Raw genomic sequence first — 13,470 nt, 5'->3', positions numbered from 1 at the left:
TTCCTATTCAAACCATGGGGCGCGAGCTTTCATAATCAAGTCACCTGCGGTCTTTTCATCTATATCATCTAAAATATCTAACAATTCATCTGTCCCTAATTCCGCCAAATCCTCTTGGGTGCGGATACCTTTTTGAGCAAGTTTTTTTGCCCACGCTTCAGTCATGCCTTCCAAGCTTAATAAATCTTCTGCCGGCTCAGCGGTTTCCACCTGCTCTTCTGCCACTAAAGCTTGCGTTAAAAGGGCATCTTTTGCTCGATTTTTCAACTCTTCAACAATCTCTTCATCGAAACCGTCAATTTCCAACATTTCTGAAGTCGGAACGTAGGCCACCTCTTCTAAAGAGGTAAACCCTTCTTCTGCCAAAACTTCTGCTAAATCTTGGTCAATATCCAATGCCGTCATAAACGTTTCGATAATGCCTGCATTTTCAGCCTGATGCTTCGCCGCCATCTCAGACTCACTCATCACATTCAGTTCCCAACCTGTCAGTTCACTGGCCAAACGCACATTTTGTCCATTCTTACCAATGGCTTGTGAGAGTTTCTCATCTTCTACGGCAATATCCATTGAGTGTTTGTCTTCATCGACTAAAATCGATTTAACCTCAGCAGGCGCCATCGCATTAATCACAAACTGAGCATCATTTGGATCCCACAAGACAATATCAATGCGTTCCCCATTTAATTCATCGGTTACTGCTTGGACACGACTGCCGCGAATACCGACACAAGCGCCAATTGGATCTAAACGAGAATCATTGGCTCTTACTGCCACCTTAGCACGATAACCTGGATCACGGGCAGCACTCATAATGTCAATCAAATCATCACCAATTTCAGGGACTTCAATTTTAAACAGTTCGATCAACATCTCTTTGCAGTTACGACAGAACGTCAACAAAGGTCCTTTCGGCTTATATTCCACCTCTTTTAGATAGGCGCGCACACGATCCCCCATGCGGAAGTTTTCGCGATTAATTAAGGCATTGCGCGGAATAATGCCATCGACATTTTCCCCCATATCCAAAATGACATCGCCTTTATCTATGCGTTTAACTTGACCCGTCATAATTTCACCGACGCGATTCGCATAATCCTCAACAACCTTTTTGCGCTCCGCTTCACGAATTTTTTGCAAAATGACCTGCTTAGCCGTTTGCGCACCAATGCGACCAAATTCAATAGACTCAATCTCTTCTTCTATAAAGTCTCCCGGCTCTGCATGAGGATCCAGTTCTACCGCATCCATCATTCGAATATACCACTCTGGGTGCTCTTCAATCGCAACATCATCTTCAATCACTTCCATGCGCTTAAAGGTTTTGTAATCCCCAGTTTTACGATCGATTTCAACGCGCACATCAATTTCATCATCATAAGTTTTACGCGTGGCAGTCGCTAATGCTGACTCAATTGCTTCAAAGATAATTTCCTTATCTACGCCCTTCTCATTGGCCATAATCTCTGCAACTGCTAAAATTTCTTTACTCATTCTTCTGTCTCTCTTTAATCTTTAAATACTGATTAATTCTTACCGTTTACTGCCTTTTTCAAACTTCGGCACCACATTCGCTTTCTCGATGATATCAAACGGGACCTCATACATTTCACCGTCCACATCTAATACCACCCCATTATCCAATAGCTCTGCCACCTTGCCCTTAAATTTGCGACGACCCAAAACGGGTTCACTGGTTCTGATCTGTAATTCCTCATTCTGATAGGTCGCAAATTGCTCAGGTTCGAACAATTGACGATCTAAACCGGGCGAAGACACTTCTAAACGATAGGCGTTACTGATAGGATCTTCTACCTCCAAAACAGCACTGATCTGATAACTCGCATCCGCGCAATCATCAACCGTAATCCCACCTGGCTTATCAATATAAATACGCAAAGTCGAATGATTACCGGCAGGCAAATACTCGATCCCCCATAAATCAAACCCTAAGGCATCAATGGAAGGTTTAATCATGGTTTTTATTTTATCTTCTAAACGCATTCTATCCTCTTAGAACGAAAAAACCCCGTAAAGACGGGGTTTCTCAGTGAGGAAGCCGGATTATTTTGCAAAAAGCCAACATAGATCCCACTCCCATAGAAACTCTTGTTAAAAACCTGCTGAAGCGGATTTTTAATTTGCCTGAAATATACGGATTTTTACCTTAATTGTCAAGTTTTATTTACTTGTCGAACATCTAAAGCATCACGCCAACGGTCACCCAGTAGATTCACCGCTAACACCACTGCCATTAAGGCCACACCTGGCACAATCACCAAATGGGGGGCCACCAATAAATAGCGCGTCCCTTCTCGGATCATGCTTCCCCATGAAGCATCAGGCGCTTGCACCCCCAGCCCCAAAAAAGAAAGACCCGCTTCCGAAATCACTGCTCCGGCGATGCCAAAGGTCGCTTCCACCCCTAAGGGGGCTAAAATGAGCGGCAAAATATGACGCCCCATAATCCGCCATTGAGGTGTGGCAAACGCTTTGGCCGCTAAAATATGCGCCCGATGTTTAATACTTAAAGTTTGCGCACGTGCCAAACGCGCATAAGAAACCCAGCCAACCACAACCAATGCAAACACCACATTCTCAATCCCCGGTCCTAAAATAGCCGCCAATGCAATGGCCAATAAAAGCCCAGGGAAAGCCAGAAAAACATCAATGATTTTGACAATCAGGGCATCCACCCACCCGCCTTTATAGCCACTATATAAACCAATGGCCGTACCCAGCAACGCAGAAAGCATCACCACACCGATAGCGACCAGAAATGAAGTTTGCGCCCCCATCACCAAGCGATCCAATAAAGGACGCCCCAATTCATCATAGCCCAAAATCCCGTGCCAGCTATCTAGGGTTGGCGGGTGCAAGATGTGATCTAGCTGCACTTCTATCGCTTGGCTCCCCATCCAATTTGCCACCAGCGCCATGCCGCCCCACAGCAATAAAATCCAAATCGAGGGCATCCGAAACATCCTTATCTCCCCACTCGAATACGCGGATCAATCCAGCCGTAGACCAACTCAGTCAAGCCATTGACGCCTATATAAGCCACACTGATCACCAAAATACACGCTTGCACGACGGGATAATCTCTACGCTGAATCGAATCAACCAACAACTGTCCCAATCCCGGCCAATCAAACACCACTTCGGTAATCACTGCACCGCCCAACAGCGTCCCTAACTGCAACCCTAAAATCGTCACCACAGGTAATAAGGCATTGCTCAAGGCATGGCGTAAAATCGTCTGTTTTTCTGACAACCCTTTTGCCCGCGCAGTGCGAATAAAATCCTCATGCATCACTTCCAATAGTGAAGCTCTAAGCATTCTTGCTAAGATAGCGGCTAAGGCAGTCCCCAGGGTGACTGCTGGCAGCACCCAGCTCCACGAAGCGGCCGCCCCACTCACCGGTAGCCAACCCAACCAAATGGAAAAAAACAGAATCAACATCGGACCTAACCAAAAATTAGGAATCGACACGCCAATCAATGAAAGGGTCATTGCCAATCGATCTGGCCATTTTCCAGCGCGCAAAGCGGACCAAATCCCCATGGGCATCGCGATGATTAAAGCGACCGCAAGCGCCAAAATGGCCAGTTGTAACGTATAAGGGAAGCGATGGTTTAAGATTTCAGAAACCGGCTGTTGATAAAAAAGCGACTGCCCTAAATCTCCATGCAAAAGAGCTGAAAAATAGTTGAGATACTGCTGCCATAAGGGCAAATCTAATTGAAGCTGATGACGCAATGCTGCCTCATCACTGGGAGATGCCCAATCGCCTAACATCACGGCTACGGGATCACCCGGCACCAAATGAATCAATAAAAACACCAAGCTACTGACTGCCCAGGTCGTCAATAAAATTGAACCCATTAGACGCAAAAGATAACCTATCATTGAGCCTGCCTTATCGGTAATTCAAGCGATACAGGGTGATTCACAATCTCTACCTCTGTGCCAACTGCCACTTGATCAAATAGGCAGACAAGGTCTGAATTGCGCATGCGAATACAGCCATGCGATTGCGGCACTCCCATCGGCTCACTGTCAGGCGTGCCATGGATATAGATATAGCGTTGCATTGAATCCACATCTCCCAAGCGATTCACGCCCCTTTCCAGTCCTGAAAGCCATAATATACGGGTAAGAATCCAGTCTCGCTGTGGAAATTGCTGTGCCAAAGTTTCAGAGTAGATTTCACCGGTGGGACGACGCCCCACCAAAACCGAGTTGATCGGCAACCCTTCTCCAATTTTAGCGCGTATTTGATGGCGGCCTACAGGCGTGCCGCCTGATCCTTTAATACAGCTCACGCCAACACTTGCCGTGCTCACAGGAAACTGCAGCAAAACTTCAGAAGGTGTGAATAGCCATAAGGCTTGTTGCGGAATCGAGATTAAAATTTTCAATCGAGATCAATGGGTATCATATTGGTTAGGGTTAGAACATGTATTATGATACCTTACACTTCTTAATTGCAACCAATGACGGTTACTATGAGATTAAATCCTCAACCAAACGGAATCGACGGTGTCAATTTGCCGTTTTTAACCGTTTTTAATTTAGGTTTTCGTATTTTCTTTTTAGCCGCAACTTAGCCCAAATTATTCAATCTCATCCCACTCGGCTTCAAAACTGAGTGTATGATAACGATAACACTGCATATGAGGTGACCAGCTTTGCATGCCTGCCTTTTGCATTAAATGCAAAACAAACTGTGTTTTATCTGGCAACTGCTCCCAAACCGTGGGTAAAAAAGTCGCCTGATGCACGCCATCCGTCAGAATCAGCCCATCTTTTCCTGGCTGCAATTGCTGCAAAAGGTCTTCATACGTCTGGCAATTTTCCATACGTACCGGCGGTGTCAACACTGAGGTTTCAATGGTTAAATCGGAGACCTCTTCAGGCAAAAGCGGTGGAAAACGTGGATCTTTAAAAGCCGCATCAAAAGCGTGATGAATCACATCCTCTATCAATGGTCGATATGCTTGGATAGAGCCAATACAGCCTCTAAGACTCTGCCGTTTATTTAAGGTCACAAATGCAGCCCCTTCTTGCCACAGCAGTGCATCCGTTACCGCTTCTACTTCGGGATGCGTTAATGGCAAAGGTCTCCCAGTCTCAAATCCATGCAAAATACTCAATTTCGCTAATTTAAGGAGCGTATGCTCTTGTTCTCGCGTTAACTTCATCTTCTAATCCTCTGCCAAAATGGCCCAAGCACCATAACCCACCACACGATCTTTATCACCGGCCGTATCGCCTGAATTCTTAAAGGCCAACCGTTTAATTTTGAACTTTTCAGGAAGACTCAAAATGCCTTGAATACCCTTAAAACCACACGCCCGCTCACCATTCAACTGCTCAGGATGCCGGTACTCAATCAATTCAGCCGTTTCGCTGTCAATTTGTTTGGCCTCTTCATAGGGATGATAATGGCTCAGATCACTACTGATCACCATCAAAGTTCTGGGTCGATGCCACAAAACTTCCATCAGCTGGGCCACGGTTTGAGTATCCACATCGCCAATTAATAGAGGCAAGACTTTGACTTCTGGAGCCAAGTATTTAATAAATGGGAACTGCACTTCAATGCTGTGTTCTGGCGCATTGACTTCATCCGAAAAACCGACTTTCGGAAACATGCCGACCAGTTCATTACGCAGCTGTGTATCTACTTCTAACGCCCCAAATGGCGTCTCCACGGCATCATTGCTGATGGTGGCAATGCCCTCAAAATAGAAGCGATGTGCTGGACCAAAGATGACAATGGTATCCACCTCATCTTTTAGTAATACCAACTGTTCATAAGCCTTTGCCGCTACTTCACCCGAATACACATAGCCTGCATGCGGCACAATCAACGCCTTTAAGCGCTTTACCTCTTCAGGCGATAACCGCTCAATTTCTGCTTCTGGCATCCATTGCGCAAACATCTGTTCAAGCGTAATGGGATCCGCTGGGTAAAACATCCCGGCCACAGCCGCGGGACGAATGGTATGTTGATGGTTCATTTTCTCCTCCTCTGTCGTGAAATGAAACAGAACCTCTCAGGACTCTGCCAGAAATCACAAAAACCTTATCATGACTATTGAAATTTATTTTATCAGCCTCATTATAGATAAGGATAAAAACTTAATTTTCAATCCTAAATTCAATATTTTAGGGTAAAGGAGAAGCAGATGGACGCCATCGATATAAATGATCCCAGTACCGTGAAAGTCGGCTATTGGCATAAACTGGACAATGACCTCATTCAATGTGATCTCTGTCCGCGTGAATGTAAACTGCATGAAGGTCAAAGAGGCTTCTGTTTTATTCGCGGTCGCATTAATAATGAAATGGTGATGACTTCCTATGGTCGCTCCAGTGGATTTGTGATTGATCCCATAGAGAAAAAACCGCTCAACCACTTTCTGCCCGGCACGCCCGTGCTCTCATTTGGAACGGCTGGTTGTAATTTGGCATGTAAATATTGCCAAAACTGGGATATTTCCAAAGCGAGAGAAACTGATCGCCTACTCGACCAAGCCAGTCCGGAAAATTTGGCCTTAGCCGCATTGGAAACCGGTTCTCGTTCCATGGCTTACACCTACAATGACCCGGTTATCTTTCATGAATATGCGATTGATGTCGCCAAAGCCTGTCGAGAAAAAGGTATTAAGAATGTCGCCGTCACTGCAGGGTATGTCAATCCAGAACCCAGAGCTGAATTCTATCAATGGATGGATGCGGCCAATATTGACCTCAAATCATTTGATGAGACTTTTTACAAAAAATTAACAGGCGGCCATTTACAACCGGTCTTGGATACCATTGAATATGTCGCCAATGAAACCGATACTTGGCTTGAGTTAACCACCTTACTCATTCCAGACAACAATGATGACCCTAATGAAATACGCGCCATGTGTGAGTGGATTTTAGAAAAAGTTGGACCAAATGTGCCGCTCCACTTTACCGCTTTTCACCCTGACTATCTGATGAAAGATCTCCCGCCGACGCCTTTTGAAACACTGCGTCAGGCAAGAGAGATTGCGTTAGAAGTTGGTTTAAACTATGTTTATACAGGCAATGTATTCGATCCAGAAGGGCAAGCCACTTACTGTCCACACTGTGGTGAAAAAGTGATTGATCGAACCGGCTACACCATTAATGGCTGGCATCTGACCGACACGAATCACTGCGCCAACTGTGGTGGTGAAATTGCGGGGGTCTTTGAAGAGGCACCTGGCAACTGGGGCAGTAAACGGATACCCGTTTATTTAAAACATTAAATTTTTTTAACTGTAAGCAGCCCATCATAGCGACCATCAGCATAGAGCGGATAGTCGCTGAGATTTTGACGCATCACGGCATATTGATCTTCATACCAGAGAGGCAAACAGGCTAAGGTTTGTTGAAGATGTGCTTGGAGTTGGCGGTAAAGTGCGGCTGCTTTTTTTAAATCTTGTTCTTTTTCAGCTTGTCGAATCAACTGATCTGCCACGGGATCTCGATAGCGTCCACGGTTAGCACCATTCGGCGGAATGGCTGAACTGTCAAACACATACTTAAAAATATCTGGGCTTTTAATCCCAACCCAAGCCAAGCTATACAGCTGGAACCGTCCCTGTTTAATATCATGATAAAAAGTGCCCCAATCATAACTTTGAATCTTCAAATCAATGCCAATTTTCCGTAACTGTGACTGGTAAATGGTCGCCAAACGGATGCGGGTTGGATTCGAAGAGGTTTTGTAGCTCAGTTGCAGCCTTTTTTCGCCATTCTCACCCATTTTCACCCCCCAATTTGCCAAGCTCGCCTTTAAAAAATCGTTGTCTTGGGAAACAGGACTGGGGAAATGCGCACTTTTTGCCATTTTTTTGCTCTGTTTTTGCGCTTGATTTTCCAGCTTGGCGAGTCCTTGTTGTAATTTAGTTTGTGCCAGCTGCGGTTGGTAGGGATAGCCGGTTAAATCTGGATTGCCTGCCCAGTGATTAGGCACCAATAACCCACCTGCCAAGCGCGCATGCCCCTGAAACATCGCATGAATAATGGCTGAACGATCAATACCATAAGCGATCGCTTGTCGAATTTCAGGCAGCGCTAAAACAGGATCTTCAAAATTAAAACCGAGATAGGCAAAGTTGGTGCCATTGTGCCACTGCACTCTTAAATCTGAACGCTGTTGGCAGTAGGCGACCATCTCCGGTGAGAGATCATTTTGAATCAGATCCAACTCCCCTTTGCGCAGTTTCAAAACACGAACGGTGGCATCTTTAACAGGAATAAATTGCAACTGCACCCCATCCGAAAGCCGCTGCAAGGTGAGCTGCTGAGCATCCATCTCTATAAATTTTGCCGCCCCACTGCCGATCGGATGATCTTGAAAACGGTGATGCTGAGCGATCAAATCGGCTGGACAGATGCCGACATTTAAACGCCCCACAAACAGCGCATCTGGCTGTTTGAGCTTAAAATCCACCTGCTGAGCATTCACCGCTTGGATATGCACAATATTTTTTAAAGAGCCCCTTAAAGGGGAAGCAAATGCCTCATCTAATATAGCCCGATAAGTGGCCACCACATCTTCTGCTGTTAATGGCTTTCCATGGTGAAAATGGGAGGTTTTTTGCAGCGTAAAACGATAATGGAGGTCTGAAAGCTGTTGCCATGTAGCAAGACTGGGGATGGGTTGAAAAGCGTCATCGAAATCGATCAACGCTTGATAAATTAAGCGGTTAATACGACTAGACAGGGCATCCGTTGCTTTTCTAGGGTCCAACATGCGGGGACGGCTGGTCACCCCCATGCGAATAAGATTGGATTGGGCACCCGCCTCAGATTGGCAACCTGACAATAAAGAAAAACTGCTGCCTAACGTTAAGGCAGCCGTTACCTTTAATCCGTGACGACGACTAAACTTCACTCTTCTTCTGCAAACAACGCATCATATTTTGCCAAGACTTCAGGGGTTAATTGCCCCACCACCGCTTTTAATTTCAGCTGATTCAATACCAAGCTGTGCAGGGCACTGGTCAAATCTCGACGCGCTTTAAATTGACCCGTTCTGGCAGTGAGCACCTCTAACAAACTTTGCGTTCCGACGCGATACCCCTCTTCTGCGGATTCAAAAAAGGCATCATTAGACTTCACCGCTTCCCGCAACGCGACCACTAAAGCTTGTCCGCGCTGAATACTGTGCACCAAATTGCGAGTTTGCAGCTTTATGCTCTCTTCAGTTTCTCTTAAGGCTTGCTGTGCAACCTTTAATTTTGCACGCGCTTGATCCACCTGCGTCAGCACTGCCCCCCCTTCATAAAGCGGTACTGTGACCGAAACACTCACCGATGCATTATCAGCATTGACATCATTTGAGGGCGAGTCGTAATGCGTCCAACTTCTCTGAAGGCTCGCTTGCAGCCCGACTTGTGGCCAGAAGTGATTTGATTTCTCGATCTGAATCTGTTTTTGTGCGGAGACGACCTGATTTTTCAGCTGCAACACAGAAAAATTTTGTGTTTCCACTAAATTCAACCATGGATCCAACCGGGTATCAAATTGTCTCAATGAAATATCCGATCTTAAGGTTTTTAAATCGGTCAATGGCTGACCGGTCAGTTTCGCTAAATTTTCTACCGCAATGTCCAACCCCGCCTGAGCATTAATCCGGTCCGATTTAGAGAGATCATAGCTGGATTTGGCTTGCAAAACATCCGTATTGCTGGCTAAGCCGACATTGGCAGACGTTTGCACCTTATCCCACTGTGTTTTATCAGCCAACTCTTTAGTTTTCGCGAGCGCCAAATCTTGCTGGGCAATTAACACCTGAAAATAAGCATCTACCACACGCTCAATGAGATCTTGCTCCGCATTTTGATAAGCATATTTTGCACTGAGGACTTGATGTTTAGCCTGTTCCACCTTAAGCCAATTTCCACGTTGATACAGCGACTGATTGACAGTCAAATTCACACTGCTCGTTCTATCATATTGCGTCTTGATTGAACTGTTTTGTGACTGCCAAGCCCCCCCCGCTGAAACTTGAGGCATTAAAGGCGCCTGAGCTAGGCGTTCAATTTTTTGATCAGCTTCATATTGCGCACGCGCTTTAGCCAAGGTCGCATCGTGTTCGGCCGCCATTTGATAAACTTGGCTCAGTCCTACCGTGCCCGCTTGGACCGTCAAGCTTGTCGTACCTAATAATCCGACGAATAACAGATTAAGCGGTTTCATAATTACTCTTTTCATCCTCACTCCATTGATTATAAGGGGTTTGACTTAAACTCACATTATAGTAGCGTGGCAGATGCGTCACCTCTTCTCCCACCCACTCCGGCAATTCAATCTGCTCATTTTCAGATTCAATCTCTACTTCAGCAATCACCAAATCTTGATTATCGCCTAAAAACTCATCGACTTCCCATGTATGTTGCCCCACTTTGACAAAATAACGCACTTTTTCCACAATGGGCCCAACCGCTAAAGTCCGCAACATTTTTTCTGCATCGTGCAAAGGGATTTCATACTCATACTCATCACGACTTAAACCAATTTCCAGACTTTTAATATTGAGCATCCCTTTGTCATCTTCTATACGTACGCGAATAGAAGATTTACTGCCAGGCTGATGAATATCATTTAAGTAACCCTGGGCATATTGCTTTTGCGCATAGGCTTGCTGCTTCCACGCCTCACCTTTCACCAAAAATTTGCGTTCTATCTCTCTTGCCATCTCTTCTTCCTATACTGGGAAAAGGCCGGTTGATAAGTAGCGATCTCCCCGATCACAAATAATTGCCACCACTTTAGCATTGGGTTGCGCTTGCGCCACATGAATCGCAGCAGCCACTGCGCCGCCTGAAGAAACACCAGCAAAAATCCCCTCTTGCTTGGCTAATTGACGCGTGGTCTCTTCTGCCACCGACTGCTCCATATCAATAATCTGATCAACACGGCGATCATCATAAATTTCGGGTAAATAGGCTTTGGGCCAACGACGAATGCCTGGAATTGAGCTGCCTTCTGTCGGTTGAACACCGACAACCTGCACCCGCTCTGACTGCGCTTTTAAATACATCGACACCCCCATAATGGTGCCGGTGGTGCCCATGGCGCTGACAAAATGGGTAATCTCCCCTTCACTGTCCCGCCAAATTTCTGGCCCTGTCGAATGATAATGTGCCATGGGATTATCTGGGTTGGCAAACTGGTTTAACAAATAACCTTGCCCCTCTGCCGCCATTTTAAAGGCTAAATCCCGTGCGCCTTCCATTCCTGATTCTTCTGATACCAAAACCAGCTCCGCCCCATAAGCGGTCATGGCAGCTTTACGCTCAAATGACATATTATCCGGCATAATCAGTTTCATTTTATAGTTTAACATGGCCGCCACCATCGCGAGCGCAATGCCCGTATTGCCGCTCGTGGCCTCAATCAGCGTATCCCCTGGCTGAATCTCACCGCGCTTCTGTGCTTGTAGCACCATATTTAAAGCAGGACGGTCTTTAACCGAGCCGGCAGGATTATTCCCTTCCAGTTTCACCCAAATTTCACTGCCATTTTCCAACTTTGGCAACCTTTGTAACTTGACCATAGGCGTATTGCCGACGGTATCCATTAATGTTTTATCTCTCATTGAATCAGAATCCTTAACTGTGACCGTGTAAATAAAGCCCTAGCGCAATCAACAGCGGCGTGACAATATTGATGATCACATTCCAAGCCAATAGAGGCAACAGCTGTTCAATATCTTGATGCGCATGGTGAATTTTAAAAAATAAAGGGACTGCCAAAACTAAGGTCAATAACCCGAGCAATGCCCAAGTCGGCAACCACTGAATGGCGACCAACAGCAGTAAGAGCAAATAGCTGCCCAACAGAAAAAACTGAAAAATAGACAAGCTTCGTGCTCGTCCCAATAGCATAATCAGATTATAACGCCCTACCTTACGATCGGCCTCTTCATCTGGAATCTGATTGAGCAGCAGCAGATTATTGACTAAGAAAAAGGGAATTAATGAGACTGCAAAACTGCTCCAGCTGTAATGTCCAGCAAAGACAAAATAGCTGCCCATCACCATAATCGGACCAAAGGCGATGCCGGGCGCCACTAAACAGAGCCAAGGTTGACGCGTAATTTTACGCGTATAAGCCACAATCAAGATAACGCCCACTACCCCTAAAGGTAACAGCTGCCAACCGCGCAGGAACACAAAATAGATCCCAATGGTAATCGAAATCCCAAGTAATCCATAAGCGATATGCCGCACCCAATATGCCGCTTGCTTAGCCAAGTCGGGATAGGCCTGCAAACGTCCACTACCGCCACTAAAAGGGGTTCTTTGGGTTAAATTATCCAAACCAGAGAGATAATCTTCATACTCATTCAACATATTGACACTGGCATGCGCCGATAGCGCAGCCATGAGGGTCAAGAAATAAAGTCTATAGGAAAAGGACGCACCTTCATAAACTGCTAAGGCAATCCCTAAATGCACAACCGCCAAAGTGAGCACCAAAAAAAACGGGCGCATGGTGCCGATAATCATCCATCCCAACAAGCGATAGTGTTTCAGATTTTTACGTTTTTTCTGAGTATCTATCACCATTATTCTCTCTCAACAATCTGTCGCATCTTATCCAATCTTGCAAACCATCCTTGTTGCCAATGCTGCTCGCTGGACATTCCATTGGTTAATTTGGGGGCGTTATGAACGCGTTGTTTGAGCAGCTGTTTTGCCACTTGAATAAATTGAACCGCTAATGACCAAGGATCGTCCGTTAATTGCGCCCCGCTCTTAAGCATCCCTTGCAAAACCTCAAATACGCCCCATCCTTGTCCATGATACTGTTCTTTTGAATTATGTCCAAGCCCTTTAAAGTTTGCATAGTCTAAAATCAGCAGTATCCCCTTTTCAGAGGCCATGATCCGCTTAAGCAGGTCAGTGAATTTCTGCTGGCGCATTTCAGTGTCGTTTTGTATCGTTTTTTGCCACTGTTGCCAAAACCTGGCCACTACAAACTCAGCCTGCTGCCTTCGAGTTTGCCACAAAAACTGCTGTAAGGCCAACCTTTGGGGTGAATGGTCAGCCTGCAAAAAATCTTCTCGGCTCTGCCAAGGTAAAATCAAAGATTCCGTTTGCAAAAAAAGGGGCAGGACTGGGAAATCTGGATTTTTCGCCGCTTTTTGTCGATAAAAATGAATAAAATCCGGAAACGTTTCTTTAAAAGGTAACGATTTTTGTGTGGAGGGCAACCAAATAAAATGGGCAATCCCTAAGGATGGAAAAGGTTCTTTAGGAGACCAATAGACCAAATTTTCCATTTTACCGCCACACTCATTTTGAAAGAGTAAGGCGGCTAAGTTTTGTTCTAGATCGGCTTTTGCTTGCACTGGACTCATCCCAGCCAGTCCAATCCATAAAAAAATGCCCATCAAAAAGTGCGCACATTTTTTACATTGATAACACATC

The 13,470-nt window shown here is 45.6% G+C and carries 14 protein-coding genes; 1 reads left to right on the top strand and 13 read right to left on the bottom strand.

Features of this window, described 5'->3' with window-relative positions; translation table 11 throughout:
* Positions 1–3 precede the first annotated feature (3 nt).
* From nusA to amrB, 7 genes are all read right to left on the bottom strand, one after another.
* On the bottom strand, positions 4–1,494 hold the full coding sequence (nusA, locus tag ACYQ05_RS01990) for a transcription termination factor NusA (RefSeq protein WP_459817842.1): 1,491 nt from the start codon (positions 1,492–1,494) through the stop codon (positions 4–6).
* A gap of 39 nt (positions 1,495–1,533) precedes the next feature.
* Positions 1,534–2,004, bottom strand: a complete 471-nt coding sequence (gene rimP / locus ACYQ05_RS01985; RefSeq protein ID WP_459817841.1) for a ribosome maturation factor RimP — start codon at positions 2,002–2,004, stop codon at positions 1,534–1,536.
* 170 nt (positions 2,005–2,174) lie between these two features.
* Entirely contained in the window at positions 2,175–2,975 is an 801-nt protein-coding gene (locus tag ACYQ05_RS01980) for an ABC transporter permease (RefSeq protein ID WP_459817839.1), read from the bottom strand.
* Positions 2,976–2,986: 11 nt separating this feature from the next.
* A complete protein-coding gene (gene nikB, locus ACYQ05_RS01975; RefSeq protein WP_459817837.1) occupies positions 2,987–3,910 on the bottom strand; it encodes a nickel ABC transporter permease in 924 nt (307 codons plus the stop codon).
* Positions 3,907–4,422: a L,D-transpeptidase family protein gene (locus tag ACYQ05_RS01970; RefSeq protein ID WP_459817835.1), complete on the bottom strand. Its 516-nt coding sequence runs from the start codon at positions 4,420–4,422 to the stop codon at positions 3,907–3,909. Before ACYQ05_RS01970 ends, nikB begins: the two co-directional genes overlap by 4 nt.
* A 195-nt stretch (positions 4,423–4,617) precedes the next feature.
* Positions 4,618–5,205 (bottom strand): AmmeMemoRadiSam system protein A, encoded by a 588-nt coding sequence (amrA, locus tag ACYQ05_RS01965; protein ID WP_459817834.1) that lies wholly within the window; start codon positions 5,203–5,205, stop codon positions 4,618–4,620.
* Positions 5,206–5,208: 3 nt separating this feature from the next.
* Positions 5,209–6,027 carry an AmmeMemoRadiSam system protein B gene (amrB, locus tag ACYQ05_RS01960; protein ID WP_459817832.1) on the bottom strand — a complete coding sequence of 273 codons (819 nt, stop codon included), beginning with the start codon at positions 6,025–6,027 and terminating at the stop codon, positions 5,209–5,211.
* A 168-nt stretch (positions 6,028–6,195) separates the two neighbouring features.
* Between amrB and amrS the strand changes: the two genes are divergently transcribed.
* The gene (gene amrS, locus ACYQ05_RS01955) at positions 6,196–7,290 is read left to right on the top strand and encodes an AmmeMemoRadiSam system radical SAM enzyme (protein ID WP_459817830.1); all 1,095 of its coding nucleotides are present in this window, start codon (positions 6,196–6,198) and stop codon (positions 7,288–7,290) included.
* Here the strand turns inward: amrS and ACYQ05_RS01950 are convergent.
* From ACYQ05_RS01950 to ACYQ05_RS01925, 6 genes are read right to left on the bottom strand one after another with little or no spacing between them, the layout of a single operon-like run.
* Positions 7,287–8,924 (bottom strand): ABC transporter substrate-binding protein, encoded by a 1,638-nt coding sequence (locus ACYQ05_RS01950; protein ID WP_459817828.1) that lies wholly within the window; start codon positions 8,922–8,924, stop codon positions 7,287–7,289. The genes amrS and ACYQ05_RS01950 overlap by 4 nt on opposite strands.
* Complete coding sequence (locus tag ACYQ05_RS01945; protein ID WP_459817826.1) at positions 8,921–10,246, bottom strand: TolC family outer membrane protein; 1,326 nt, start codon at positions 10,244–10,246, stop codon at positions 8,921–8,923. Before ACYQ05_RS01945 ends, ACYQ05_RS01950 begins: the two co-directional genes overlap by 4 nt.
* Positions 10,218–10,730, bottom strand: coding sequence for a CYTH domain-containing protein (locus ACYQ05_RS01940; protein ID WP_459817824.1), 513 nt, complete (start codon positions 10,728–10,730; stop codon positions 10,218–10,220). Before ACYQ05_RS01940 ends, ACYQ05_RS01945 begins: the two co-directional genes overlap by 29 nt.
* A 9-nt stretch (positions 10,731–10,739) precedes the next feature.
* On the bottom strand, positions 10,740–11,633 hold the full coding sequence (gene cysM, locus ACYQ05_RS01935; protein WP_459817822.1) for a cysteine synthase CysM: 894 nt from the start codon (positions 11,631–11,633) through the stop codon (positions 10,740–10,742).
* A gap of 13 nt (positions 11,634–11,646) precedes the next feature.
* A complete protein-coding gene (locus tag ACYQ05_RS01930; protein ID WP_459817820.1) occupies positions 11,647–12,606 on the bottom strand; it encodes a prenyltransferase in 960 nt (319 codons plus the stop codon).
* Positions 12,606–13,469 (bottom strand): hypothetical protein, encoded by an 864-nt coding sequence (locus ACYQ05_RS01925; protein ID WP_459817819.1) that lies wholly within the window; start codon positions 13,467–13,469, stop codon positions 12,606–12,608. The genes ACYQ05_RS01930 and ACYQ05_RS01925 overlap by 1 nt, the downstream gene beginning before the upstream one ends.
* Position 13,470 lies beyond the last annotated feature (1 nt).

The organism is Galenea microaerophila (genome assembly GCF_054657255.1).
Note: the sequence above shows the minus strand (reverse complement) of the source record. Positions and strands in the feature narration are given on the sequence as shown.

Excerpts from the sequence above, each read along its gene's own strand:
- nusA (WP_459817842.1), bottom strand. The coding sequence starts at position 1,494 with ATGAGTAAAGAAATTTTAGCAGTTGCAGAGATTATGGCCAATGAGAAG.
- rimP (WP_459817841.1), bottom strand. The coding sequence starts at position 2,004 with ATGCGTTTAGAAGATAAAATAAAAACCATGATTAAACCTTCCATTGAT.
- ACYQ05_RS01980 (WP_459817839.1), bottom strand. The coding sequence starts at position 2,975 with ATGCCCTCGATTTGGATTTTATTGCTGTGGGGCGGCATGGCGCTGGTG.
- nikB (WP_459817837.1), bottom strand. The coding sequence starts at position 3,910 with ATGATAGGTTATCTTTTGCGTCTAATGGGTTCAATTTTATTGACGACC.
- amrA (WP_459817834.1), bottom strand. The coding sequence starts at position 5,205 with ATGAAGTTAACGCGAGAACAAGAGCATACGCTCCTTAAATTAGCGAAA.
- amrB (WP_459817832.1), bottom strand. The coding sequence starts at position 6,027 with ATGAACCATCAACATACCATTCGTCCCGCGGCTGTGGCCGGGATGTTT.
- amrS (WP_459817830.1), top strand. The coding sequence starts at position 6,196 with ATGGACGCCATCGATATAAATGATCCCAGTACCGTGAAAGTCGGCTAT.
- ACYQ05_RS01945 (WP_459817826.1), bottom strand. The coding sequence starts at position 10,246 with ATGAAAAGAGTAATTATGAAACCGCTTAATCTGTTATTCGTCGGATTA.
- ACYQ05_RS01940 (WP_459817824.1), bottom strand. The coding sequence starts at position 10,730 with ATGGCAAGAGAGATAGAACGCAAATTTTTGGTGAAAGGTGAGGCGTGG.
- cysM (WP_459817822.1), bottom strand. The coding sequence starts at position 11,633 with ATGAGAGATAAAACATTAATGGATACCGTCGGCAATACGCCTATGGTC.
- ACYQ05_RS01930 (WP_459817820.1), bottom strand. The coding sequence starts at position 12,606 with ATGGTGATAGATACTCAGAAAAAACGTAAAAATCTGAAACACTATCGC.
- ACYQ05_RS01925 (WP_459817819.1), bottom strand. The coding sequence starts at position 13,469 with ATGTGTTATCAATGTAAAAAATGTGCGCACTTTTTGATGGGCATTTTT.